The following is a 25,196-nucleotide window of genomic DNA, read 5'->3' as shown; positions in this document are numbered from 1 at the left end:
TGGTGGGTTGAAAAATGGGGGGGGGTAGAAATTTCTCCAATCACCCCAAAGTTAAAAGTATTTTCCTAGGCTTACATAAACTCTTGATCGATGTTCTCCATCGTGTTTAAACCGATGAACAGCTCTTGCAGCATCCATTTTTACATAAAAATTAGCACTTCTTGTATAGAGTATTTGCATACCCATTGCATCCATAAAATAATGATTTTCGCTTTGATATTCTTTATTTTCATACCAAGAATATCCTATATCATAAAAAGGAGTCAAGTAAAGCCCTTCTAAAGGTGTTTGAAATCTTATTCCTAAGGTGCCAGAAACAACATTATCCGCACTCCCCTCGCCTTCTAAATAAGCACGCACACCATAAGGTCCACCTAAAGACACGGATTCACTACTATCTAATAACAGCACCACCGACAACTTTTTGATAATTGAGTTGAAAAATGTGAGTTAAGCGTTCTTGGAATTGATATTCGTTGCTTAAATTTAAATTCATTTTTCCAAAATTTCCTAAATTTACTCCATTAAATCCAGACGAATCACCATCATTTTCAACATTGCCATATGTAAAATTTAAGGTATAACTTAGGACATTATTCTCCAAACCTTTACAAGTTCCTTCTATGCCTAAATTTACACTATTGCTCGCTTTTTCATTACTTACTAAACCATCAAGATAATAATCTTTAATCTTTTTATGAGTAAAACCCGAAACAAGATATAAAGAATACTCGGTATATAAAAACACAGGATAAGAAAAATTTACCCCAACATTCATAGAGTCCCCATAAAAACCAAGATTTCTATAAATTCCACCAAGAACATAATGTCCTTGAGTTGCAAATGGAGTAATTTTTAAATTTCCTATAAAAGTACTATAATTAATCCCATAATCTATTTGATTTTCATCGCTATCTTGAAGATAAAAATTTAAGCTATCCCCTTGTCTTGCTATATTGTTTAAACTTTGACTCATTCCTGCTCTAAAACGACCTGTTTCTTTAGTCCCATAGTTGTTAGAGTATAAAGTTAAAGTTGCACTATCACCTTTGTTTACTTCTATAATAACATCGCTTTCTCCATAACCATCACCTGATTGTAAATTAGCATTGGTTTGGATTCCGTATATTTCATTGATTTTGTAAATTTCATTTTCCACATTTTTAGTTGTGATAACTTTCCCTTTAAGATTTTTGTTCAATTTACTCTCTAAAGCATAATCCCTCACACCTGAGTTGTTTTTAATGATTACTTTTCCTAAAGTTCCAAAAGCTATGTTAATTTGCACTTTGTTAGAACTTAAATCTTGCGGTGGTATATAAGCAGTTGCCGAAGGATAGCCACTTACTTGACAATAATAAGCTATAATGTTTGTTATATCTTTTAAATTTTGTAAGCTTAACTCTTGGTTGCGATATTCAGCTATTGCATCTTGAATTTCTTTTTCGCTAATTCTTAATTTTTTAAATGTCAAATCTTTATTATCGATATGCAAAACATACTCTCTTACAAAAACCTTAGCTTCATTTTGATCAGTTTGTGAATTTGTAATATTTGTAGTATTTTGCTCTTTAAAATTTACAGGGCTTTTTTGATTTTTTAATGTATTTTTTAAATTTTTATTTTGTGGTTCATTTGCTTCAGGAGAGCTTTCTATAAGCTCTCTTATTTTATTATTATTTAGCTCTTCAGCATGTGAAAATACTTGCAATAAGACTAAAACAACTAAAATTTTTCTCATTTTTATTTCCTATTTTGCATTTACACAAATGTCCATTGTCTTAAAATTATCACTTACAATACAACGCAAACCACTACTTCTAGCATCTGCTTCTCCTATTTCCACTTGATCATCATCTTCTTCTTTTTTTGTGTCTACTTCGGTTTGAATTTTTATAGGAGCTTCTACAACCTTTTCAGGAATTTCAGGCGGCAATACAGAAGGTTTGTCTGGATCTTCACCCCCCTTGTTTATCTGGCTCATAAATAGATATATTTGGTTTTTCTGGCAATGAAGCTAATTTTCCTTCGAATTTATAATTTCCAGTGTATGCTTTATCATCTACATCTTTACCTTTTATAGAAAAACCTTGAGAATTTAGAATTTCATTTTCAAGCTTATAGTGAAATCCTTCATTTCCACTAAGATCCGCAAACTGCTTTTCAAGAGCTTCTTTTTGTTCTAAAAGTTTTTCATACATAACTTTAAGTGTTTCATCGCTAACTAAGCCTGATTCTTTGATTTTTTCATAGTTTTTATTTTCTTTGTCAAGTTGAGCTAAGACTTCTTGGTATTTTTGTAATTCTTCTTTAAAACTAGCGAAATAACCTTCGCCGGTTTTGATTTTATGCATAGCAGTTTTCTTTTGCGTCCATTTTTATAAAGATTGGTATAATTTTTATAATTTTGATCTTGGGAATTTTTCCACAAATTTACAAATTCTTGCTCCATTTTAGTATCTTTAAACGCATTTAAGAAATTTAAACTTTGAGTGATCTCACTGGCTTCATCTTTTCCTACCACACCCTTACTATCTACGTAAGTCCAAGTTTTGGTATCAAAATCATAAGTGTATTTTCCATTCATCAAATCATCTAAAATTCTTTGAAGTAATTTTGGATCAAAGTCATTTTTGGATAATACAGGATCTTTAAAATCAGGTACTTCTGGAGTAATTTTTGCATTACCATCGTAATAAGAAACATATCCATTGTTATAATCTTTGTTAACTACCCCTCCTTGATTCTCTAAAAATCCAACCATTGCTTCATTAATAACTTTATTTTTTATATTATAATCATAAAATTCAAAGCCTCTTCCATATGCAAGAGCAGAATCATTTAAAATCTCTCCAAAAATTTACCTTTAACATCATAATAACCAGCGTAAGTATCTCGAGAATTTTTTTCATAGTATACGAAAATATTGTTTGTTTTTAATATTCCATCCCACCAATCTTTAATAAAATATCCCATAAATAAACCTTGAAACATCTCTTTATTATTAGTTCTATATTTTTGAACTTTTATTTTTGTTTCTTTTCCAAATTTCATTTGGATATTATTAAAATTTACATCTCCAACTCTAGAATTAAAAAGCCCCCTAAGAATCCACCTGCAGCATTAAATTCATAATTATTATAATCATTGCCAAACCAGCCACCGACACCATCTCCGGCTTTAGCATAAATTTGCATTTTTTGATCAAAATTAATTAAAATATTTTTAAAGCCAACATAAAGTATATCTTTATCCAGAGGATTTAAAATTCCAATAAATCCACCAGATCCAACATTAAAAAGCTTATCTGAAGCAATTCCATCAGGAGTCCAAACATATCCTCTTTTCGCAATAATATCTCCAAAATTTATTAAAGAAATTTTTTCAAAAGAATTAGTTCCATTTACAGCCCCAGCAAAACCACTTGCAGCAGTATGTTTAACAAATTTATTTCCTTCAGCTACGATACCATAAATTCTGCCTATATTCTTTAAATCAATTTGAGAAAAATATGATTTATCTCCAGCATAACCCACAAAACCACCTGCAAAAATATTGCCACCTGTTTCTGAACCTAAAATCGTTACTCCGCCAATATTGTTTAATAAAATATTAGAAAAATTACTACCTTCTGAATAGCCAGCAAAACCACCTAAGTAAATATCAATATACGCACTACTAAATTTACCCTCTGGCTGTAGTGCTATTTTAAAAAAATTATCTAAACTAATACGATTAAAACTAGAACCACTTTTGGCATAACCTACAAAACCACCACCATAAAGAAATCCATCGGTTCTATTTTTGGAATTTGGGTCAAAGAAAATTAAATCTCCAATATTTTTTAAATGAATATTGCTAAAATCTGCGTTAGAGCTTTGCCCAACAAAAGCTCCTCCAGAATTTGTTTTTCCACTAAATTTCAAACCATCGACATTAAGATTATAAATTTTAGCCTTATTGTTACCATCTTTTCCTTCAACTTTACCAAAAATACCAGTATTCCATCCTTTGTCTGTGTTTTGAGCATTGATAAGTATATTTTTTAAAGTATAATTCCCACCATCAAAATTACCACTAAAAGCATATTTATTGGCGCCAACAGGATCAATAGCTATTTGCTTTCCATTGCTAGTTAAATATGAAAAATCAATATCGCTCATAAGGCGAATTGTGGTTAAACCGTCTTTAAAAATATCTCCATTGAGTGCATCGCTATTCCAACCATCGGCAAAAAGCTTCCATTCATTAGCATTCATATAATGATTTATATTTTGTCCGTTGTTATAGTAATGCCCTCCTATAGTAATAGCTCTATAAAAATCATATGATTGTGACTTTATGCTACCAAAATCTCCAAATTGATATTTATCATTTGCAAAACTTGTCATATCCCTTTGCATAAATCCCTCAACAATAGCCGTACCTTTGAAGCCATCTTTATCAATTTTAATAGTATTTTTATTCTCTTTATCTTTTCCTACACTAACATAAACATAATTTCCTACAAGGTGAGCTTCTTTAGCATTGCTAGCTCCATCTTTTCCATTTATTCTACCACCTACTCCTATTTCAACCTTATTTCCTATTAAAACAATATTATCTGCATTAATCTTTCCAAGATTGATAATATTTCCTTGCTTGCTTACATCAAATGCTGGAGAAAAACTAGCTCCTTTCTCTAAAAAAGTTTTGACATTATTATCACTTAAAGGCGTCGTACTAGCTACAAATTTTCCCGCAGTGATAGTTCCTGTTTTGCCAATCAAAACTCCCATAGGATTAACCAAAAAGATATTGTTATTCCCACCATTTAAAGCTCCGTCTATCTTAGAAGCATCTTTTTGATAAGCAATGTTTAGGTAGTTTTGATTTTTGCCGTTAAAATTTACACTTTCATTTTGTCCTATATTAAAACCACCACCCCATTGGATAACATGATTTTGTCCTTTTCCTGTAATCGTTACAGTATTTCCAGAGGTATGGATAGTCCCACTTGTACCATGAGTAAATTTACCTCCTTGTGGTAAAGCATAAGCTTGAGAAAAGAGTAAAGAACTCACCGCAAATGATAAAACTATATGTTTACTCATCTTTTTCATGTTACTCTCCTTTAAAGTATGTTGATATAAATTATTTTTGCATCATCTGAAACTTCAAAGCTAAAATTTACATTTTTCAATGTACTTTTAGCCAACTTTTCTATCTTGTTATAATTAAATTTATTTTTATTATTTTTCATTTTTTCTAACAAATTTTCTAATTCTTGTTGATTTAACAATCTATTATCACCATTATAAATTCCAACATCAACTTTGTATGAGAATATATTTTCCTTTTATTGGTTTATTTTTAGTAAGAATTTCCATACTTCCATTTGCAGGAAGATTGATAAGTTTTTCTATAGTCAAGATAGGATTTTTTATTTTATTTGGTAAAATAAAAGTAAAATTTTCAAAGTTATTTACCACTTCTGATTTGACATCTTGAGTATCTATAATCAAACGATTGTTTTTAGAAAAATCTTCTTGATGCGGTAGAATTTGAGTGATTATTTTACCTTTTTTATTTACTTCATGAAAAACAGAACCAGAAAGCAAATCGATATTTACATCTTTAAAGAAATTCAACTCTCCACCTAAATATAAAGTATTGTTATAAGATTTAAAATTTGAAATATCCGAAGTTCCAGATGGAGCTAAAAATATAGCATCTTGATTTTTATACTCATCTATATTTAAATTAACAAGTTCCATGATATTATCATGAGAATTTGCAAACACTCCAGCTATCAACCCCACATAACCTTATCTTTTATCTGAGGCAGTACTAAAAGCTGTGTTGTTGATGATGATTTTATTAAAAGCACTTTCTTTATCTGCTTTTATGATGCACGAACTTTCCACGGCAGCCGAAGAACAATCTTTAAGCTTTATAAGGTTGTTGTTTGCATTTTGAGTTGCTTTTAAAATAATTTTTAAACCCTTTCCTAAAGAACTCGCTTCGGTTAAACTCTGAATGAGATTATAATTTATTTTATTATTTGAAACATTTTTAGCATTGATCATCAAACTTAAATTTTTAGATGATTTAATATTTTCAAAATTTACTTCATTATTACTTGATTCATCAGCGATATAGTCTATACCATCTAGCGTAGTTTCACTTGTAATAAAAGCATATAAAGGCAATGAAATAACAGAATCTTTTATACTTAAGGTATTATTATTTGCTTTTCCGCTTAAAGTTCTTGCCGCATATACAGTAAATTTATCAGAATAATTTTGTGGAACTTTTTCATAGGTTAAATCATTTTGTATATCAATAACATTAAAATTCGCACCCTCTGTAGCAAAACCTCCGTAAAGATTGTAATAATTTTTTCCATAAAAATTATCACTGATTTTTAAAGGTTTTTTAAGGCGAAATACAATTTTATTTCCATTAGCTTCACCATCGTTAGAATACCCAGCATAGAGGTTTAACGATGCATGTGTTTTAATGTTTTTATTAAGATGATCTAATGAGTTAAAATGATAAACTTCTATAGAATTTTTCTCTGCATTACCCTGTAATGTTCTTCCACCGTAAATTTCTCCAAATAAAACAGCATCATAAAAAGTTATTTTATTTTGCGAATTTACCATTAAATCTAAATTTAAATTTTTAATTATTACAGAATTTTTACTTACATTGTATTTTTTAAGATTATTTACATCAGCTAAAGCACCCAAAATTTCAAAGGTTGAACGAGCTGTATACTCACCATCTGGCCCATGAAGGACGATATTAGCTGAATCGATAAGAACTTTATTGTTTTGTAAATTAGAATTTATGCCAAAAGCTCCCATTAAACGAGTAATTCTTTCATCATAAATATCCTTACCTTCTTCATCTGAAAAATACTGGGAATTATGAAGGTCAATTTTTGTATTTGACTCTAAGATTAATTTATTGTCCTTAGCTTCACCATCAAAAGCTACAGATCCTGAAATATAAGGAGCTCCATTTAAAGGCAAGGTGTAGATATTTTCTACACCCATATTGATATAGGAGTTTTCTTTTAAAATGGTTTGATTGTTAAATCCCCCCCCCCCTTGTCAGTAAACGCCGCAGTAATTAAATACTTAAAACGATCGCCTTTTTGAGAATTATTAGGCACTCCACAATCCCCTATGCTTGGTTTGCAAAAATACACAGAAGATAATTCTCCATTTTCTAATATAAGTTTATTATTTGTTGCATTTGTATTTTAAGCATAAGCTGTTACAATAAAAGGTATAAAAGAACTAGGAACGGCTTGAGTATCTGAAGATACGGTTCCTAAAGTGCTAAAAGCTGTTATGATCTCTTCTTTTGAAGTATCCGGAGTTAAAATTTCAAGCTTGGATAAATTTTTATTTCCAGATTTAGGGTTATTATAAATCATAGTTAAATTTGATATAGGGTATTTTGACTTAGAAGCATAGAAATTTTTTCCATTAATTTTTTTAAAAATTTCTGCTTGAGGATCATAAACTTGATTATCCTTAAAAGAATGTTCAGAAATATAAAAAATTTTTCCATCCTTGCTTGTAGCCTGAACCGCCGCAAAACAAACCGAAGAAGATAAAACCACACTACAAACGCCCAAGCCAAATTTTGCATTTGTCTTATTTGTAAAAATTTTAAAAATATTAAAATATTTTTTCATCTCATTTCTCACTAAAATAAAACCTTTTGATTTATCGCAAATTGATTATTTGCAACACTATCCCGTATGTCCTGAGTTGATTATAAAATAAAATATTAATTTGATATTTTATTTTTCAATATTTAAATTTAATGAAAATTTAACAAATTTTATATTAATATATTCTTAAATAAAATTTTATTTTAAATATTAAAAAAATACTTTTATAATTATTTAAATATTATCTAAAAGCACAACATTAATGTAACTTTTCTAAAAATTGATCCAGACTTAATTAAATATAAATTTAAAATAAGTATAATTTTAAAACATTTTATATCAAAGGAAAAAAATGAAAAAAATATTAAGCATTGCTCTAGTTGCTTTAGTTGGTTTATTTTTAGGTGCTTGTAGTGATTCTAAAAATAAAGAATCAAATGCAAGTGTAGAATTAAAGGTTGGAACTGCTCCAAATTATAAACCTTTTAATTATAAAGAAAACTCAAAACTTACAGGTTTTGATACTGATTTGGTTGAAGAGATTGCCAAAAAAAATGGTATTAAAATTGTTTGGGTTGAAACCAATTTCGATGGATTGATTCCTGCTTTAAAAGCTGGCAAAATCGATATGATTGCCTCAGCTATGAGTGCAACTGACAAAAGAAGACAAAGTGTTGATTTTACCAAACCTTACTATATGAGTAAAAATCTTTATCTTAAGCTAAAAAACAATGACTCTCTTCAAACAAAGAATGATTTAGAAGGTAAAAAAATAGGAGTTCAACTAGGAACTTTACAAGAAAATACTGCAAAAGCTATCAAAAATGCACAAGTGCAAAGCAATAAAGATTTAAACATAGCTGTTTTAGCACTAAAAAACAACAAAATCGATGCTATTGTAGCTGATCAAGATACTGCTAAAGGTTTTTTAGCTGAAAATCCAGAATTGGTAAGCTTCTACCAAGAAACAGATGGAGGGGAAGGCTTTAGTTTTGCTTTTGATAAAAATAAACAAAAAGATATTATTGAAATATTTAACAAAGGCATAGATGAAGCAAAAACTGATGGATTTTATGATACTTTAATTAAAAAATATGAATTAGAATAAGCGTGAATTTTCACGCTTATAGCTTAAAAAGTTAAAATTTCATATTTTCTCTCTTTTGCAATTTTTAAAATTTTTTCATCACCATTACATACAAAGGCTTTGCTAACAGACTCTAGTAAAGGTAAATCATTGATAGAATCACTAAAAAAATAAGAATCTTTCATCCATTTTTCATAATCTTTACCCAAATATTCCTTAAGTCTTAAAACCTTGCCTTCCTTAAAGCTATAAATCCCATAAGCTTTTCCACTAAATTTATCACCCACACACTCACATTTTATGGCTATGCTTTCTCTCACTCCCAAAAAAGAGGCGATTTTTCTAACTAAAAATTCAGCCGTAGCTGAAATTATAATACACCTTTGATCTTGATATTTGATTATAAGTTCTTTAGCTTTTTCATAAGGTTTTATATAAATTTTTATAAATTCATCTACTAAAGATGAAATTCTATCTTCATTTTTACCCTTAACACTTTGAAGAAAAAAGTCATAAATTCATCCATATCAAGCTTTTTTCTTGATATTGTTTTTGATAAAAAACGATTTTTTCTAAATATTCTTGAGGTAAAAAACCTTTTTCAACACAAAATTTAAGCCAAAGTTTAGCACTATCGCCTTGTATTAAAGTATCATCTAAATCAAATAAAACAAGCTTCATTTTAACTCTTTTGCTAAAGAAAGATTGAATTTTAAAGCGATTTTATCACCTGCTTCACAAGTACTATGAGTGCTAAAATTTAAAGTATCTACCTTAAATTCAATTTCTTGCACTCTAACCCTATAGCGTATAATATTGCCTAGCAATGATTTTTCTTTGATCTTAGCCTCTAAGCCTTCGTTAGAAATTTCTATGGTTTCAGGACGCAAGGCTATATCTTTTTTAAAATCGTGTTTTAAACCCAAGCTATCAAGCTCTTTAGGGCTTAAAATATTCTAATTTCCTATAAAGCTAGCCACAAAATGAGATTCTGGCAAAAGATAAAGATTGTTTGCGTTGGAATTTTGTATGATTTTACCCTCATTCATTAAAATAATCCTATCGGATAACTCTAAAGCTTCTTCTTGATCCTGCGTTACAAAAATAGTTGTGAGTTCAAGTTCTTTTTGAATTTCTTTAATTTGCACCCTTAAATGTTTACGAATTTTAGCATCAAGTGCCGATAAAGGCTCATCAAGTAAAAGTAAATCAGATTTAGTCACCAAAGATCTTGCTAAAGCCACTCTTTGCATTTGTCCGCCTGAAAGCTTATGTGGATAAGTTTTAGCGTATTCTTCAAGCTTGACGAGTTTTAACATTTTTTTCACTCTTTTTTCTATGTCCTTTTTATCCATTTTTTTGATCTTTAAGCCAAAAGCTACATTTTCAAAAACGTTAAGATTTGGAAAAAGAGCGTAATTTTGAAAAACCATACCTATATTTCTTTTTTGAGGACTTAATTTGGTAAGATCTTTATCATTTAAAGAAATTTTTCCTCCATTAATTTGGCTAAGCCCTGCTATACACCTTAAAAGAGTGGATTTTCCACAGCCACTTGGACCTAAAAGGGTTATAAACTCACCCTTTTTAGCACTAAAATTAATATCTTCGAAAATAATTTTATCCCCATAAACTTTTTTAAAATTTTTAATCTTTAAATAAGCCATTTTTCACTCCTTAATCAAACTAGCTATAAAAGTTGTTATAAAAATTAATACAAAATAAACTATTACCAAAGCACTAGAATAATGCCCACTTTGATTTTTGATATTATAAAGATAAACTTGTAAAGTCTCATAAGCACTTCCTACAAGAATATTTGCGTATAAAAATTCACCTATTAAAAAAGAAAAACTTAAAAAAACTGCCACCAAAATTCCATTTCTTAAGTTAGGCAAGACAAGTTTAAAAATCGCTCCCATTAAAGAACCTCCAAGCATAGCATTAGATGCGATGAGTTCATTTAAATTGACATTAGATATAGCATTATCTAAAGCCCTATATATAAAAGGCAAAGCTATAGTAAAATAAGTAAAAATGAGTATCCAAGCTGTGCCTCCTATATTGTCAGCATAAAGTTGCAAAAGCCCTACACAGCTAACTATAGGAGGTACAGCAAAAGGCATGATAATAAGTATATTTACAAAGGCTTTTAATTTTAAAAAATAATAATTTAACACAAAAACCAAAGGGAAAACAAGAATCACAGAAAGTAAAATACTGCCCACACAAACAAGCAAAGAATGCCAAAGAGCAAGTAAAAATCTTTCATCATGAAAAAGCTCCTGATACCATTTAAGCGTAAGATCATCAGGCAAAACACTTACACCCCAAGAAGTGGAAATAGAATATAAAAAAGTAGCCATTAAAGGCAAAGCTAAAAATAAAAAAACCAAAAACAAAACTGCATAATGATAAATTTTAGCTTTTAAACTCAAATTTTCATTCATTTAAAGCACCTTAAAATTATATTTTTTAGAAAGGAAATTGGCTATAAAGGTAACAACAAGCATGATAATAGTTATAATGATGCTTAAAGCACTAGCCATATAAGGATCAAGATTGATATCGCCTGCGATTAAAGCAGCGATTCTTACAGGAGCGACATTAAAATTTCCCGAACTTAAAGCATAAATAGTCGCATAAGCTCCAAAAGCATTAGCAAATAAAATCACAAAAACACCAAACAAAGCAGGAGCGAGCAAAGGCAAAGCTATTTTTAACCAATATAAAAAATTGCCTCCACCTAACATTTTACAAGCATTTAAATGTGAATTTTCAAGACTTTTAAAAGCTGGAAGCAAAAGCAAGATTGCCAAAGGAATTTGAAAATACACATAAACAATATTTACCCCAAAATTAGCATAAACACTAACAAAAGGCTCTATGCCTAAATTTTTCAAAAACACATTAACTACACCATTGCTTCCAAGAACTATAATGAAAGCAAAAGCTAAAGGAACTCCTGAAAAATTACTTATCATGGTATTTAAAGAAAAAAGAAATTTACATATTTTTGATGGAGCTAAAATAAATAAAGAATAGCTCGCCAAAAGCCCTATTAAAAGTCAAAAATACTAGAAATAAAACTGATTTGTAAAGAATTTATAATGCTTTGTAGATAGAATTTGGGCTCAAAAATATGTATAAAATTGGCTAAAGAATAAATTTCATCCTCTTCTACATAAAAAGCATTAAAAACAATCCAAATCAAAGGTGCTATCATAAAAAAAGTAAAAACTATAAAAAAAGGTAAAATACTTAAAAAGGCTAGAAATTTTTCTTTCATTTTCTGGCCTTTAAAATTTCATCATTATATCTCTTATCGTGTTTAAGTCCTAAAATTTCACAGACACTGCCACAAATTTCATCCTGTTTTATCTTGGCATTTTCATACGAAAAAGCACTACCAAAAGTGAAAAAAGGCACTAAAATTTCATCTTCGCTTAAGCCTCCATGACTTTTACCCTCTGTCATACCATGATCGCTTGTGATGATTACATTAATACCTTGTTCTAACCAAGTAGGCAAATACTCAGAAATCAAATTATCAACTTTTTTGGTTTTATTAGCATACTCAATAGAGTGTGAGCCAAATTTATGTCCTACATCATCTATATTCATAGAGTGTATAAGAGTAAAATCTAGATTATATTTGTTTCTTAAATGCTCCCCATCTGCAAATAAATGAGAATCTAAATAATCATCTTCATAATAAAAATGTCCATAAGGTAAAGTTAAATTTTCATCTTCTATATGGCGATGTAAAGAAGGAATAAATTCTTTTTTATTATAAAGCTCAAAAACCCAATGATAAGCTGCGCCTCCAGCTTTTAAGCCTTGTTCTTTGCAAAGGTCAAAAATGCTTGTTTGTTTTGAAAAACTCAATTTATTATTAATTATCCCACTTAAAACAGGCTTTACGCCTGTTAATAAGCACTCGTATAAAGGACGAGACATACTAGGAAGTTCGCATTCTAAAGAATAAAATTTGCCTAAATTCTCTTTGCAAAGCGCATTTAAATATCCCATATTTATACTAGCGCTTTTACAATTTAAGCCATCAAGCACAACTAAAATAACTTTGGACATCATTTACTCTTTAAAAAATCTTTTACTTCAAGTAAAATAAATTCATTATCATCAGTTTTATTAGGTTCTCTGCTTGAAGAATAAGGAAAGTTATTGTCGTTTTCTACGACTATATGAGAGTCATCTACTATATCCACACCTTCTATGGTTTCAAAAGGAAAAACAAATTTATCATTTGCCAAAGACTTTTTAGAAATTTTATTTCTATCCTTAATATTTAAAAGATCTATATAAGAAATTTTTTGAGCTTCATGGGTTTTATCATCTAATTTAACCTTATAAATTCTTTTAAATTGAGCTACATTATTAAAACAATGCTTAGCATCTTCACCTTCTTTGCAAGCCTTATCTTTAGTGCCTTCTTTTTGATCTCTTTCTATGATGATGCCGTATTTATCATCTATCATATTAAAATCACCTATGGAATGGCTTTTATCTTCTAAGAAATATTTATAAGTTTTTCCGGTGAATTTTTTATTTTTTACATCAAATTCTATGATTCTTAGATATTCTTTACCTTTTTCATTCTCATAAGCGTTGTTATTATAAATGCTTCCTTCTAAAAGCAAATAAAGTTTAGAACCATCTTTAGAGCTTGCCATAGCTTCAAAGCCTTTAGAACGCTTGATATTAAATTTCTCATTTTCTCCATCAGGCTTATCGCTAAATTTTAAACTTGGATTATCAGGAGAAATAAGTTTTTTACCCTCCACATACACATCAAAAACTTCTTTTAAATTCCCATTCTTATCAAAATGAAGCAAATAAGGACCAAATTCATCACCTATATAAAATTCATATTGATAACCTGTATACTCTCAGTATCAAAATCAGCCCCACTTAAATACCTTTCTTTGGTTGTTTCGGTGGTTATAGGATAAGGGTATTTTTTATCACTATCTTTAAAAAAAACTGTTTTTAAAAGTTCGTATTTTGAGTTTTTAAAATCAAATTTAAACTCGTGAGCATAAAGCATAGCATCATAAGAATTATACTTTTTACCCAAGCCATTATCACTAATCACCCAAAAAACATCTTTTTTGGAATATATTTTATCCCACTATGTCCTTGTATAGGTTGATTTTTAAAAGGTAAATAAAAATCTGTTTCCCTGTTTCCCTTAGATTTAAAAGTTCCAATTTTTTCTTCTCTAGTGATATTTGTAAATTTCCCATAAGTTTTAAAAAAATCAGGAGCATCCTTAGGAGGTTTTACTGTACTTTTAGAATCTATGATAATATGCCCTGCTAAATTGGCCTCATGCTCTTGAATTCCAAATAAAACACTGCAAAGCATAGCACTTGTTAAAATAACCTTTTTCATCCAATCTCCTTTATTTCATATCCACTATAACTTTTTCTTGCCAAAGTTGTGGCAATTCTTTAGCGCTTTTTTCCCAAGCTTTTTGATCTTTGATTGCTCTTGCATTTTTGTATTGCTCACTTGGTAAAAGTTTAGCTTTTATATCATCTGGCAAGGTAATATGATCAATTCTTATTGGTCTTGCATAACCTTTTGCTAGATTGATTTGTCCTTTATCAGAAAGTATAAACTCACGAGCTAATTTAGCTGCGTTTGGATGTTTTGCGTATTTATTGATAATAGTTGTATAACCCGAAATAACACTACCATCAGCAGGGATTAAAACTTCATAACGATCTTTGCCCACTTTATCTCTATAGCCTAAACCATTAAAATCCCAAACTAAACCCACTTCAACTTCACCTTTTTCAAGATTGGCTATACTTACATCATTATTTACAAGTCTTCCTTGTTTGGCTAAAGTATTAAAAAAAGCTAAAGCAGGACTTAAATCTTTTTCATCCCCACCTAAGGCATAATTAGCTGCCAAAACTGCACTCACAGCTTGAGCTGCTACACTTACATCACCCACGGTAATTTTATAATTTCCCTTAAGCAAATCTTGCCAAGTTTTAGGTATATCTTTTACTACATCTTTATTGACTATAAAAGCTATGGTTCCTGTATAAGCTAAAAGCCAATTTCCATCTTTATCTTTAGCCCAAGTTGGAATTTGATCCCAGTAACTTGTCTTAAAAGGCTGAGCTACTCCTTGTTTAACCGCCATCTCTCCAAAAGACGCCCCTGCATCCCCTATATCACCGCTTGCATTTTTCTTTTCGGCTTTAAATTTAGCAATTTCTTGAGCTGAACTCATATCTGTATCACTATGTTCTATGCCATAAAGATTTTTAAGATCTGCCCAAGCATCCTTCCAGTTTGCCCAAGTATCAGGCATAGCTAAAGAATTTACCCTACCTTCTGCTTGCGCAGCTTTAATCAAATTCTCATCAATAGCTTGTAAATTTGAAAACAATAAAGCAACAAGACCTAAACTTAAGAAAAATTTCTTACTCATTTTTTTCCTTTCAAAAAATATTTTGGAAATTTAATGAGTTTTAGAAACATTTTAGAAACAAGTTAATTTTTAAGCAAACAAGGTTATAATTTTAAAGTCATAAACAAGGAGCGATCATGCTTTATATTTATATCAAAACTCAAAATGCTTTAGTTCAAAGAATCAATTTTAATCTCGATAGTCAAGAACTACCACAAAATATTTTATGGATTGATTTACTTCATCCAAATGCAGCAGAAATTGCTTTTATATCAAGTGAATTTAATCTTGAGTTTCCTACAAAAGAAGAAAGGGAAGAAATAGAGCTTAGCGCAAAATATTGGGAAGATAATGCGACAATAACCATCAATGCTCATTTTTTAGTAAGAGATCTTAAAAGTGATGAAGAAGATAGGAATTTAATCAAGCTTCGCACAGAAATTGTTACTTTTGCTACCGCTAAAAATATCTTATTTACTATAAGATATAACGAATTTAGCACTTTTGAAGAAATTCAAGCAAGGATTTTAGCTAGTCCAAAGAATTTTGAAGATGGTTTTGATATTATTGATAAAATGTTTGAAGTGCGCGTTGAAAAAGATGCGGATTTACTAGAATGGATAGATAAAGAAGCAAGACGCTTAAGAACAAGTGTTTTAGAAAAAAAAGATGAATATAGTTATGATGAAATGCTAAAGGATATTTCAAGTTTACAAGAGCTTAATATGCGGGTAAGAGATTCTTTATTTGATAAGCGTCGCGCTATGACTTCTTTGCTAAAAAGCGATAAAATCGATAAAGATATAAAACAAAATCTCACTATAGTTTTAAAAGACTTAAATTCTTTGGTTGAATTTAGTGTTTCTCAACTTAATATCTTAGATAATATCCAAACCATTTTAGCCAGCCAAATCAACATAGAACAAAACAAAATCATTAAAATTTTCACCGTTGCAACTGTTGCCATGATGCCACCTACTTTAATAGGAACTGTTTATGGTATGAATTTTAAATTCATGCCCGAACTTGAACTTCACTATGCTTATCCCATAGTGCTTGGCGTGATGGTAATTTCTATCATTTTACCTTTGGTTGTTTTCAAGAAAAAAGGATGGTTATAAAAATTTATTAAGGAGAAATAATGGATACAATAAACATAGGAATTTTAACCCTAAGCGATAGAGCAAGTAGTGGTATATACGAAGATAAAGCCACTGCTGAAATTGAAAGAGTGTTAAATTTATATATAAAAAATGATATTATTTATCATAAAGAATTAATCCCAGATGATTATGATTTGATCATTAAAAAATTACTTTATCTAGCAGATGAAAAAAAATGCGATTTGATTGTTACAAGCGGAGGTACAGGTCCAGCACTTCGTGATGTAACCCCAGAAGCCACGGAAGCCGTGTGTGATAAAATGATGCCAGGTTTTGGAGAACTTATGCGCTTAGAAAGTTTAAAATATGTCCCAACAGCTATACTTTCAAGACAGAGTGCAGGAATTCGCAATAAATCTTTTATCATTAATTTACCAGGTAATCCTAAGGCTATAAAAGAATGCCTAGAGCCTGTTTTTCCGGCTATACCTTACTGTATCGATTTGATAGAAGGCGCTTATATAGAAGCAAATGATGAAGTTATTAAGGTTTTTCGCCCTAAGAAAAAATGTCAAAATTAAAATTTATTAGCCCTAACAAGTCTGCTTAACTGTTTAGCAAGCAGACTTGCCGAAGCTTCATCTTTGCTTATCTTTTGTACTTTGTTTTTAAACTTACAAAGCCTGTCATCTAAAATCACATCATTGATCGGAATTTTAGGCTTTTCTTTTTGCTTTTGTGAAATCTTTTTCTTAAAAAACATTCTTTAATCCTTTTTTATAAATATACACCAATTTAGTTGAAAAGAATATTATTTTAGATTTTAAACTATTAACTTTATTTCATTATTTTAAGCTAGAATTCACAAAAAACCAATCAAGGAAAAATAATGACTTTAATTGCAATTTTATGTCTTTACACAGCACTTTTATCTTGGATTTCCTATGCTCAAATTCGTTTCTTAGAAAGAGAAAAAGACAAACAAGCTCAAATTTTAAGCGAAAAAGACTATCAAAATGCAGCAGATATTGCCATCGAAAATGAAAAATTTAAACTATTTTCCAATTTCTATAATTTAATCATCAATATTGTATGGATAGGTTTTGGATTTTTATATCTTAAAGAATTGCTTATCTTAAGCAACACTCGTTTTGAAAATACTTTATTTTTATTATCTTTTTTAATAATCACAAGTATTTTAAATCTACCTTTAAGTATTTATGAAAGTTTTATCAAAGATAAAGCCCATGGTTTTTCAAATATGACTATAAAACTTTTTATCAAAGACACTGTAAAAAGTCTTATTTTAACTTTAATATTTGGATTTTTAATCCTTTATGCTTTGCTTTTTTGCTATGATTTTTTTGGAACTTTTTGGTGGATTGCGGCCTTTATTTTTGCCTTTTGTATTATAGTAATTATAAATCTCATCTACCCTACCTTAATAGCACCTATTTTTAATAAAATGGAAAAACTAGACGATGAAAATTTACTGAAAAAAATCAGCTCTTTGATGAAACAATGTGGGTTTAGTGCAAATGGGGTTTATGTTATTGATGCAAGCAAAAGAGATAAACGTTTAAATGCTTATTTTGGTGGACTTTTTAAAAGCAAAAGAGTGGTGCTTTTTGATACATTATTAAAAGCCTTAAACGAAAGAGAACTTTTAGCTGTTTTAGGACACGAGCTTGGACATTTTGTTCATAAGGATATTATCAAAGCTTTATTTAACGGTGCTATAACTATATTTTTACTTTTTTTTGTTTTTGCAAATTTACCTGAATTTGTTTACTTAGAAAGTCATCTAGAAGGAGTAAATGGCGGTGTGTTCGCTCTTTTATTTATCTTTGCAAATATTTTTAGCTTTTTAATCTCTCCTATGCTTAATGCCTTAAGTAGAAAAAATGAATTTGCAGCCGATCAACACGGAGCTAAAGTTACAAGCAAAGAAGATATGAAAAATGCATTGATAGCTCTAGCAAGAGAAAATAAAGCTTTTATCAAAACAAGTAAAATATATACATTTTTTTATCTCAGCCATCCAAGTATTAGTGATAGAATCAAGGCTCTTTCTTGACTATAAAAAATGCTCTTATGGAAGCTAAATCTAGCTTAAAAGGTTATGAAAATGAAGCAGTATTTATACTCTGTGAATATCTAAAAAAAGATAAAGCTTGGTTATTTTTAAACCAAGATATACAAATAGATCATGAACCTTATTTTGAGCTTATAAAGCGTTTTAAATCTGGAGAACCTTTTGAATATATATTTGAAAAAGTGGATTTTTGGGGCTTAGAATTTAAGATAAAAAAAGGCGTTCTAATCCCTCGCTACGATAGTGAAATTTTACTTTTTCAAATTTTAAATTTATGCAAAAAAAATACTTTTAATGGAATTTTAGAAATAGGATTTGGAAGCGGAATTTTAAGCATTGTTTTAGCCAAAGAACTTGGGTTAAAAATCACAGCCTGTGATATCAATCCCAAAGCCTTAGAATTAGCTTTAGAGAATGCCAAATTACACAAAGTCGATCACTTGATTGACTTTAAACTTTGTAATTTTAAGCAAATTAAAGAAAATTATGATTTTATTTTTTCAAATCCACCCTATATTAAAAATTCATATCCTATAGATACTTGGGTGCAAAAAGAACCCAAAGAGGCTTTATTTGGCGGAGAAAAAGGATATGAAATTCTAGAAGAAATCATACATTTTTCCCTTGATAAAAAAGTTAAATTTTTAGCTTGCGAATTTGGTTATGATCAAAAAGAAATTTTGGAAAAAATTTTATATCAAAATAATTTCATTGTTGATTTTTTCAAAGATGAACAAGGTTTTAATCGTGCTTTTATAGCTAAATTTACAAATATGTGTTATGATAAAAAATAAAAGGAGAAACTCTTGAAAGCTGTTAATTTATTTTTACTTGCCTCCATCATAGGGGTTGAACTCATACTAGGAATAGTTGTTGCACCAACAATTTTTTTTCCTCAAAATCTTATAGGAGAAGGAGTGTTGAGTCATTTTCAAAGTGGCTTAATGATGACGCAAATTTTTATTAAAATGGGATATTTACTGATTTTTGTTTCAATGGTTAATTTTTTATATGAAATTTATTCTCTTATAAAAGATGAAATGAAATTTCAAATAAAATTTTCAAAATTTATGCTGAGTTTGCTTATTTTGATTTTAAGCTTAATATTTGTTTTTTATTTTACTAATACCATAATTGAACTCCAAAACTTAGGCGAAAACGCTACAAAAACTCAAGAATTTATCAGTATCCATAATGCAAGTGAAGTGGTGATTAAAATCATCTTGATAATGCAAGTTTTTTTATATTTCTTAAGCTTTAAAATAGCAAAAAAATGATAAAATATAAATAAATCCAAAAGAGAAGGAGTAGGCCATGATGATCTCTGATGCAACTATGATGCAACAAAATTATTATTTAAATAGTGCACAAAAAGCTAGCGATAAAGCTTTAGAAAATATTGCAGCTGTTCGCGCAATAAGTGGAGTTGATAGTGCTAATTTAGCTATTGCTGATTCTTTAAGATCTCAATCAAGCACTATAGATCAAGGTGTCGCAAATGCTTATGATGCTATAGGGGTTTTACAAATTGCAGATGCTAGCCTTACCAATATCTCTCAAAGCGCAGATAGACTTAATGAACTTTCAGTAAAAATGAACAATGCTGCACTTAATGATTCTCAAAAAGGAATGCTAAGAACAGAAGCAACACGCATACAAGAATCCATCAATGATTCTTTTAATAATGCAACTTATAATGGAAAAAATGTCTTTCAAACTATGAATTTTGTAGTAGGTAGCGGAACTGAAACTACAAATTTAAATCCATTAGCAACAGGTGGATTAAGCATAGATAATCAAGATAGTATTACAAATTTTATGGATCAACTTGGAAGTTTAAGAAGTGAAATAGGCTCAGGTATCAATGCCATCACATCAAATATTAATGCAAGTGTTCAAAATAGCATCAACTCAAAAGCAGCTGAAAATAATTTACTAAATAATGATATGGCAAAAAATGTTAATGATTTTAATGCCAATTATCTAAAAGAAAATGCTGCTGCTTTTGTTGCTGCGCAATCCAACATGCAGCTTCAAAGTAAAATTGCTAATTTATTACAATAATATAAGCCCTAAATAGGGCTTATTTCTTTATCAAAATGACTTTAGAGCAAATTTTAGAAAAAACCAAAAACGTTCGTCTTGTAGCCGCAAGCAAGTATGTCGATGCAAGTATAATTGAAAAGCTTTTTGATCAAGGTATAGTAGAATTTGGAGAAAATCAAGTCCAAGCTCTAGCACAAAAAAAAGAAAATCTTGATGAAAAAAAACTAGACATAAAGTGGCATTTTATAGGAACGCTACAAAGCAACAAAATCAATCTCTTAATCAAACAAAAACCTATATTATGGCACTCTTGCAATGGTATTAAAATAGCTAAAGCTATGGACAAAAGACTTGATTATAAATTAAATACTTTATTAGAAATCAATAGTGCAAATGAAAATAGCAAAAGCGGTCTAGATCCAAATCAAGCTGTAGAAGAATATTTACAAATACAAGAAGAATGCTCTAATCTAAATCTTTGTGGTGTAATGAGCATAGGATCACACAGCCAAGATAAAGAAAGTATTATCAAAAGCTTTGAAACTACATTTAAAATTTATGAAATTCTTCAAAAACATGGGGCTAAAATTTGCTCTATGGGGATGAGCAATGATTTTGAAATTGCTATAAAATGCGGATCCAACTTAGTAAGACTTGGAAGCATTTTATTTAAAAATCTTAAGTAAGAACAATCTTACTTAAGCATATTTATTAGAAATTTCCTCTACTATACTATCAGAGATAATAAAATCTGTATGATAAAGCAAGCAAGATCCCGCGCTAATAACTTTTAAAACAAGTTTTTTATTATTTTTTTCATTAGGATTATGTGCATTTCTAGCAATTTCATGAATTTCATAGATTAATTCTCTATTCAATCTTGTCAAATCTAGCTCTATGATATTTTTTTCAAATTCCTTAGGTTCTGCGGTAAAATGATTTTCTTCTTTATTTTTGAAATCTTTTTTTGCTCCAGATTTTTTTATAGCTTTAATCTCGCCATCTTCAAGACTTTGCAAATCTTTAATTGCTTTTAAAAAAAAGCTAGGCTTCTCCCCTCCCTCAGCTTTAAATCCCAATACAAAACCATAGGCATTATTTTTTAAATTTTCATCTTTGATGATGTTTTCTATTTCTTCCACATTGCTTTCAAATACAGTAGCATCAAACGAAGAATAATAATCCAAAATTTCAATTCTACCATAACGCTTATTATTTTTACTCATCATGGATTTGAAATCTTCAATTTTACCTATACTTAAAATTTCTCCATTGTTTTTTAAACTTTCAAAATCTAAACTTTTAACATAATCTATGGCATTAATTTGTTCATAAAATCGATCTAAAGGATGGCCTGAAACATAAATTCCTAAAATTTCTTTTTCATATCCTAATTTTTCCATCACTTCAAATTCTTCATTTTTGGGAGTAAAATTTACTTGAACACCTGAAGTTAATTCCTCTTCACCAAAAAGAGAACTTGCAGCATTTTTTCTTACTTCAGCCATTTTACGCGATGCTTCGCTAAGATTTTCCATATTATCAAACAAAGCTTTTCTAGTAAAACCAAACTCATCAAAAGCCCCTGCCTTAATAAGACTTTCTAATGTTCTACGGTTTATTTTGGTAGGATCTATCTTACCTAAGAAATCATTAATATCCTTAAATTCTCCATCTTGTCTTGCTTCAAGTAAATTTTCAACTGCAGGAATACCCACACTTTTTATAGCCCCAAGTCCGTATATAATAGCATCCTTGCCATCTTGCTCTAAAGCACTAAATTCACGGATCGCTTTGTTAATCGATGGAGGTAAAAGTTTAATATTCATTTTTTTCATCTCATCAATATAAACAGCAATTTTATCCACATTGTTTTCTTCGCTTGTTAAAAGCGCTGCCATAAATTCACTAGGATAATAAGTTTTTAAATAAGCTGTTTGAAAAGTAATCAACGCATAAGCCGCAGAGTGAGATTTATTAAAACCATATCCTGCAAATTTTACGATAAGCTCCCATAAATCCTCAGCTTTTGCTCTATCATATCCTTGTTTTTCTGCTCCATCTGCAAAATCAGTTTTAAGCTTTTTCATCTTCTCAGGATCTTTTTTACCCATAGCACGACGCACTACATCAGCACCTCCTAAAGAAAAGCCACCTATAATTTGAACAATTTGCATAACCTGTTCTTGATAAACAATAACCCCATAAGTAGACTCTAAAACCTTTTCTAAACTGTCAAAAGGATATTCTATACTTTTTAAACCGTGCTTTCTGTCGATAAAATCATCAAGCATTCCTGATTCCATAGGACCTGGACGATAAAGTGCAAGAACCGCAATGATATCTTCAAAACGCTCTGGTTTTAAGCGTGCATTTAAGCTTTGCATACCGCCTGATTCGATTTGAAAAATCCCTAAAGTATTTCCACTTTGTATGGTTTTATAAACTTTGCTATCATTTACATCTATAGTTTCCCAAATAATGTCTTTATTGTAACGCTTTTTAATAAGCTTGATCGCATTATTGATTACTGTTAAAGTTTTAAGACCCAAAAAGTCAAATTTTATCAAATCCACATCTTCTAAATGATCTTTAGAATACTGCGTTACCAAATGCCTTTCATCATTTTTACTTTGTCTAAAAAGCGGAGTTTTCTTCCATAAACTTTCATTAGAAATTACAACACCTGCTGCGTGCATACCCGCATTGCGATTTAATCCTTCTAAAGCTCTTGCGTACTCCCAAACTTCAGGACCTTTAGGATGACGATCGATAAATTCTTTGATTTTAGGTTCTTTTTCATAAGCAGCATCAAGAGTGATTTTAAGCTCTTCAGGCACAAGTTTAGCAAGCTCATCAGCATCTTGAATACTCATATCGCAAACCCTAGCCACATCACGAATCACCCCTTTAGCCAAAAGTTTACCAAAGGTAATCACCTGCGCAACTTTATCTGCTCCATATTTATCAATCACATAGTCAATCACTTCAGCACGTCTGTCTTGACAAAAATCCACATCAATATCAGGCATGCTCACACGCTCAGGATTTAAAAAACGCTCAAAAAGTAGACTATAAGGAATAGGATCTAAATCCGTAATCCTTAAACAATAAGAAACCAAACTTCCTGCAGCTGATCCTCTTCCAGGGCCTACTGGAATACCTTTATCTTTAGCCACTTTAATAAAATCATGAACAATAAGCATATAACCTGAAAATTTCATATTTTTAATGATGTTAATTTCTACTTCAAGTCTTTGTTTGTATTCTTCATGCTTGCTTTCATCGATAAATTTTAATCTCTCTTCAAGTCCCTTTTTACAAAGTTCTTCAAAAACTATGTCATCATTATCAAAGCTAAATTCTTTTGTTTCTTCAGGTAAGATAATATTATGATCTTTAGCATATTCTCTTGTAAATTTAAAATTCGGTGGAGTGGGATTGCCAAGATTAAGCTCTAAATTACATTTTTGCGCGATTTCTTGTGTATTTTCTATAGCTTCTGGAATATCTGCAAAAAGCTCACTCATTTGCTCAGGGCTTTTAACATAAAATTCATGCACACTATGACGCATTCTATCAGGATCGTTAAGTTTTTTTCCCATGGCTATACACATAAAAACCTCATGGGCAGCCGCTCTTTCTTTAAAAGTATAATGCGTATCATTTGTAGCAATGATTTTTATATTTAATTCTTTAGAAAGTCTGATAATATCATCATCTATCATTCTTTGATCGCCTATACCATGACGCATGATTTCAAAATAAAAATCATCTTTAAAAACTTTTTTATACCATAATGCCGCTTCTTTTGCTGCTTCATAGCCTTTTGCACCAAAACGCACATTTCTTTCACTATAGGTATTTAAGTGCCAATTTACTTCACCTTGCAAGCAAGCAGAAGAGCAAATAAGACCTTCGCTATAATCTTCCAAAAGCTTTTTATTGATACGTGGATAATAATACAAGCCTTTAATATAACTTTGAGAACTTAAATACATTAAATTTTGATATCCAATCTCATTTTTTGCATACAAACAAAGGTGAAAACGCTGACGAGAACTTTTATCATCTAATTCATCGTGATTATGCAAATACGCTTCTATACCAATGATAGGTTTTAAACCTTGTGCTTTCATTGTTTGATAAAAATCAATTGCCCCAAACATATTTCCATGATCTGTCATAGCCACACTTGTGGCACCCTGCTCTTTTAAAGTCAAAGCTAATTCTTTAAGCTTATTGGCTCCATCAAGCAAAGAATATTCTGTATGTAAATGCAAGTGTGTAAATTGACTCATTTTCTTCCTTTAGTTTTTTAAGGCTTATTTTAATTTTGATAAAAATTATAAATTTTTCTCGCTGAATTTGAAAGAAATTGGCCCTAAATTTCAACTTAAATTTTACAAAAAGGCAAAAATTCAGCCAAAATAAACTATAATAAAATCTAAGATTTTAATCTTAATAAAAAGAACTTCTCAAAGGATGAAATGATGAAAGTAAAAATTGCTTATTGCAATCTTTGAAATTATCGCCCACAAGCTGCAAGGGTTGCAGAAGAACTACAAAGCGATTTCAAAGATGTTGAAGTAGAATTTGAAATTGGCGGCAGAGGTGATTTTATCGTTGAAGTAGACGGAAAAGTTATCTTCTCTAAAACACAACTTATTAATTGCGAAAGCGAAAGATTTCCATATCAAAATGAAATTAATCAATTAATAAAAAATAGAGTGTAATCAAAC

At 29.9% G+C, this 25,196-nt stretch carries 21 protein-coding genes and 6 pseudogenes; 9 read left to right on the top strand and 18 right to left on the bottom strand.

Features of this window, described 5'->3' with window-relative positions; genetic code table 11:
- Positions 1 to 51 precede the first annotated feature (51 nt).
- The 9 genes and pseudogenes from FBE93_RS08440 to FBE93_RS04410 all read right to left on the bottom strand — a co-directional run bounded on the left by FBE93_RS08440 (position 52) and on the right by FBE93_RS04410 (position 7,693).
- Entirely contained in the window at positions 52 to 414 is a 363-nt protein-coding gene (locus tag FBE93_RS08440; RefSeq protein ID WP_242631493.1) for a hypothetical protein, read from the bottom strand.
- Complete coding sequence (locus FBE93_RS04440) at positions 395 to 1,741, bottom strand: ShlB/FhaC/HecB family hemolysin secretion/activation protein (protein WP_242631492.1); 1,347 nt, start codon at positions 1,739 to 1,741, stop codon at positions 395 to 397. Before FBE93_RS04440 ends, FBE93_RS08440 begins: the two co-directional genes overlap by 20 nt.
- 123 nt (positions 1,742 to 1,864) lie before the next feature.
- Positions 1,865 to 2,764, bottom strand: a pseudogene (locus tag FBE93_RS08575) (hypothetical protein); the annotation flags it as partial.
- Positions 2,765 to 2,841: 77 nt separating this feature from the next.
- Positions 2,842 to 3,054: a hypothetical protein gene (locus FBE93_RS04425; RefSeq protein ID WP_165434214.1), complete on the bottom strand. Its 213-nt coding sequence runs from the start codon at positions 3,052 to 3,054 to the stop codon at positions 2,842 to 2,844.
- Between the two features lie 17 nt (positions 3,055 to 3,071).
- The gene (locus FBE93_RS04420; RefSeq protein WP_165434213.1) at positions 3,072 to 5,102 is read right to left on the bottom strand and encodes a filamentous hemagglutinin N-terminal domain-containing protein; all 2,031 of its coding nucleotides are present in this window, start codon (positions 5,100 to 5,102) and stop codon (positions 3,072 to 3,074) included.
- Between the two features lie 11 nt (positions 5,103 to 5,113).
- On the bottom strand, positions 5,114 to 5,281 hold the full coding sequence (locus tag FBE93_RS08325; RefSeq protein WP_207307197.1) for a hypothetical protein: 168 nt from the start codon (positions 5,279 to 5,281) through the stop codon (positions 5,114 to 5,116).
- A 28-nt stretch (positions 5,282 to 5,309) separates the two neighbouring features.
- Complete coding sequence (locus tag FBE93_RS08320) at positions 5,310 to 5,801, bottom strand: hypothetical protein (protein WP_207307196.1); 492 nt, start codon at positions 5,799 to 5,801, stop codon at positions 5,310 to 5,312.
- Between the two features lie 6 nt (positions 5,802 to 5,807).
- Positions 5,808 to 7,043 (bottom strand): hypothetical protein, encoded by a 1,236-nt coding sequence (locus tag FBE93_RS08315; RefSeq protein WP_165802701.1) that lies wholly within the window; start codon positions 7,041 to 7,043, stop codon positions 5,808 to 5,810.
- A pseudogene (locus FBE93_RS04410) lies at positions 6,973 to 7,693 on the bottom strand (hypothetical protein). Before FBE93_RS04410 ends, FBE93_RS08315 begins: the two are co-directional and overlap by 71 nt.
- Positions 7,694 to 8,024: 331 nt before the next feature.
- Here FBE93_RS04410 and FBE93_RS04405 point away from each other — a divergent pair.
- The gene (locus FBE93_RS04405; protein WP_002933008.1) at positions 8,025 to 8,780 is read left to right on the top strand and encodes a basic amino acid ABC transporter substrate-binding protein; all 756 of its coding nucleotides are present in this window, start codon (positions 8,025 to 8,027) and stop codon (positions 8,778 to 8,780) included.
- A 23-nt stretch (positions 8,781 to 8,803) separates the two neighbouring features.
- On the opposite strand, the pseudogene FBE93_RS04400 reads toward FBE93_RS04405, so the two are convergent.
- The 7 genes and pseudogenes from FBE93_RS04400 to FBE93_RS04370 all read right to left on the bottom strand — a co-directional run bounded on the left by FBE93_RS04400 (position 8,804) and on the right by FBE93_RS04370 (position 15,231).
- Positions 8,804 to 9,440: pseudogene (locus tag FBE93_RS04400) on the bottom strand (HAD family phosphatase).
- Positions 9,437 to 10,426: pseudogene (locus tag FBE93_RS04395) on the bottom strand (ABC transporter ATP-binding protein). Before FBE93_RS04395 ends, FBE93_RS04400 begins: the two co-directional pseudogenes overlap by 4 nt.
- A gap of 3 nt (positions 10,427 to 10,429) precedes the next feature.
- Entirely contained in the window at positions 10,430 to 11,209 is a 780-nt protein-coding gene (locus tag FBE93_RS04390) for an ABC transporter permease (RefSeq protein ID WP_002878002.1), read from the bottom strand.
- Positions 11,210 to 12,048 (bottom strand): annotated as a pseudogene (locus tag FBE93_RS04385) (ABC transporter permease subunit).
- Positions 12,045 to 12,854, bottom strand: a complete 810-nt coding sequence (locus FBE93_RS04380; protein WP_165434212.1) for an alkaline phosphatase family protein — start codon at positions 12,852 to 12,854, stop codon at positions 12,045 to 12,047. The pseudogene FBE93_RS04385 and the gene FBE93_RS04380 overlap by 4 nt, the downstream one beginning before the upstream one ends.
- Positions 12,851 to 14,174 (bottom strand): annotated as a pseudogene (locus tag FBE93_RS04375) (esterase-like activity of phytase family protein). Before FBE93_RS04375 ends, FBE93_RS04380 begins: the two are co-directional and overlap by 4 nt.
- A gap of 10 nt (positions 14,175 to 14,184) precedes the next feature.
- Positions 14,185 to 15,231, bottom strand: coding sequence for an extracellular solute-binding protein (locus FBE93_RS04370; RefSeq protein WP_165434211.1), 1,047 nt, complete (start codon positions 15,229 to 15,231; stop codon positions 14,185 to 14,187).
- A gap of 116 nt (positions 15,232 to 15,347) precedes the next feature.
- On the opposite strand from FBE93_RS04370, the gene corA reads away from it, so the two are divergent.
- Positions 15,348 to 16,331, top strand: coding sequence for a magnesium/cobalt transporter CorA (gene corA / locus FBE93_RS04365; RefSeq protein WP_165434210.1), 984 nt, complete (start codon positions 15,348 to 15,350; stop codon positions 16,329 to 16,331).
- Positions 16,332 to 16,351: 20 nt separating this feature from the next.
- Positions 16,352 to 16,894, top strand: a complete 543-nt coding sequence (gene mog, locus FBE93_RS04360) for a molybdopterin adenylyltransferase (RefSeq protein ID WP_044305949.1) — start codon at positions 16,352 to 16,354, stop codon at positions 16,892 to 16,894.
- On the opposite strand, the gene FBE93_RS04355 is transcribed toward mog, so the two are convergent.
- Complete coding sequence (locus tag FBE93_RS04355; RefSeq protein ID WP_002932984.1) at positions 16,891 to 17,076, bottom strand: hypothetical protein; 186 nt, start codon at positions 17,074 to 17,076, stop codon at positions 16,891 to 16,893. The genes mog and FBE93_RS04355 overlap by 4 nt on opposite strands.
- 126 nt (positions 17,077 to 17,202) lie before the next feature.
- On the opposite strand from FBE93_RS04355, the gene FBE93_RS04350 reads away from it, so the two are divergent.
- Genes FBE93_RS04350 through FBE93_RS04330 form a run of 5 tightly spaced genes read left to right on the top strand, consistent with a single transcriptional unit; the run spans position 17,203 to position 21,140 of the window.
- On the top strand, positions 17,203 to 18,390 hold the full coding sequence (locus FBE93_RS04350; RefSeq protein WP_165434209.1) for a M48 family metallopeptidase: 1,188 nt from the start codon (positions 17,203 to 17,205) through the stop codon (positions 18,388 to 18,390).
- The gene (locus FBE93_RS04345; RefSeq protein WP_002932976.1) at positions 18,387 to 19,202 is read left to right on the top strand and encodes a HemK/PrmC family methyltransferase; all 816 of its coding nucleotides are present in this window, start codon (positions 18,387 to 18,389) and stop codon (positions 19,200 to 19,202) included. The genes FBE93_RS04350 and FBE93_RS04345 overlap by 4 nt, the downstream gene beginning before the upstream one ends.
- 12 nt (positions 19,203 to 19,214) lie before the next feature.
- Positions 19,215 to 19,685, top strand: coding sequence for a DUF4149 domain-containing protein (locus FBE93_RS04340; RefSeq protein ID WP_002932975.1), 471 nt, complete (start codon positions 19,215 to 19,217; stop codon positions 19,683 to 19,685).
- A 37-nt stretch (positions 19,686 to 19,722) separates the two neighbouring features.
- A complete protein-coding gene (gene flaC / locus FBE93_RS04335; RefSeq protein ID WP_059110905.1) occupies positions 19,723 to 20,472 on the top strand; it encodes a flagellin C in 750 nt (249 codons plus the stop codon).
- A 35-nt stretch (positions 20,473 to 20,507) separates the two neighbouring features.
- Positions 20,508 to 21,140 carry a YggS family pyridoxal phosphate-dependent enzyme gene (locus FBE93_RS04330; protein WP_002855231.1) on the top strand — a complete coding sequence of 211 codons (633 nt, stop codon included), beginning with the start codon at positions 20,508 to 20,510 and terminating at the stop codon, positions 21,138 to 21,140.
- A 12-nt stretch (positions 21,141 to 21,152) separates the two neighbouring features.
- On the opposite strand, the gene dnaE is transcribed toward FBE93_RS04330, so the two are convergent.
- Positions 21,153 to 24,755, bottom strand: coding sequence for a DNA polymerase III subunit alpha (gene dnaE, locus FBE93_RS04325; protein WP_165434208.1), 3,603 nt, complete (start codon positions 24,753 to 24,755; stop codon positions 21,153 to 21,155).
- A 192-nt stretch (positions 24,756 to 24,947) separates the two neighbouring features.
- Between dnaE and FBE93_RS08545 the strand changes: the two genes are divergently transcribed.
- The gene (locus tag FBE93_RS08545) at positions 24,948 to 25,190 is read left to right on the top strand and encodes a SelT/SelW/SelH family (seleno)protein (RefSeq protein WP_257406500.1); all 243 of its coding nucleotides are present in this window, start codon (positions 24,948 to 24,950) and stop codon (positions 25,188 to 25,190) included.
- Positions 25,191 to 25,196: the final 6 nt, after the last annotated feature.

It is taken from the genome of Campylobacter sp. CFSAN093229 (genome assembly GCF_011068225.1).
Classification (GTDB): Bacteria; Campylobacterota; Campylobacteria; order Campylobacterales; family Campylobacteraceae; genus Campylobacter_D; species Campylobacter_D jejuni.
This window is presented reverse-complemented; position numbering and strand designations above follow the sequence as displayed.

Coding starts and splice junctions, on each gene's coding strand:
- FBE93_RS04405 (WP_002933008.1), top strand. CDS start 8,025: ATGAAAAAAATATTAAGCATTGCTCTAGTTGCTTTAGTTGGTTTATTT.
- FBE93_RS04420 (WP_165434213.1), bottom strand. CDS start 5,102: ATGAAAAAGATGAGTAAACATATAGTTTTATCATTTGCGGTGAGTTCT.
- mog (WP_044305949.1), top strand. CDS start 16,352: ATGGATACAATAAACATAGGAATTTTAACCCTAAGCGATAGAGCAAGT.
- dnaE (WP_165434208.1), bottom strand. CDS start 24,755: ATGAGTCAATTTACACACTTGCATTTACATACAGAATATTCTTTGCTT.
- corA (WP_165434210.1), top strand. CDS start 15,348: ATGCTTTATATTTATATCAAAACTCAAAATGCTTTAGTTCAAAGAATC.
- flaC (WP_059110905.1), top strand. CDS start 19,723: ATGATGATCTCTGATGCAACTATGATGCAACAAAATTATTATTTAAAT.
- FBE93_RS08315 (WP_165802701.1), bottom strand. CDS start 7,043: ATGGGTGTAGAAAATATCTACACCTTGCCTTTAAATGGAGCTCCTTAT.
- FBE93_RS04390 (WP_002878002.1), bottom strand. CDS start 11,209: ATGAATGAAAATTTGAGTTTAAAAGCTAAAATTTATCATTATGCAGTT.
- FBE93_RS04350 (WP_165434209.1), top strand. CDS start 17,203: ATGACTTTAATTGCAATTTTATGTCTTTACACAGCACTTTTATCTTGG.
- FBE93_RS04380 (WP_165434212.1), bottom strand. CDS start 12,854: ATGATGTCCAAAGTTATTTTAGTTGTGCTTGATGGCTTAAATTGTAAA.
- FBE93_RS04440 (WP_242631492.1), bottom strand. CDS start 1,741: ATGAGAAAAATTTTAGTTGTTTTAGTCTTATTGCAAGTATTTTCACAT.
- FBE93_RS04330 (WP_002855231.1), top strand. CDS start 20,508: ATGACTTTAGAGCAAATTTTAGAAAAAACCAAAAACGTTCGTCTTGTA.
- FBE93_RS04355 (WP_002932984.1), bottom strand. CDS start 17,076: ATGTTTTTTAAGAAAAAGATTTCACAAAAGCAAAAAGAAAAGCCTAAA.
- FBE93_RS04425 (WP_165434214.1), bottom strand. CDS start 3,054: ATGAAATTTGGAAAAGAAACAAAAATAAAAGTTCAAAAATATAGAACT.
- FBE93_RS04370 (WP_165434211.1), bottom strand. CDS start 15,231: ATGAGTAAGAAATTTTTCTTAAGTTTAGGTCTTGTTGCTTTATTGTTT.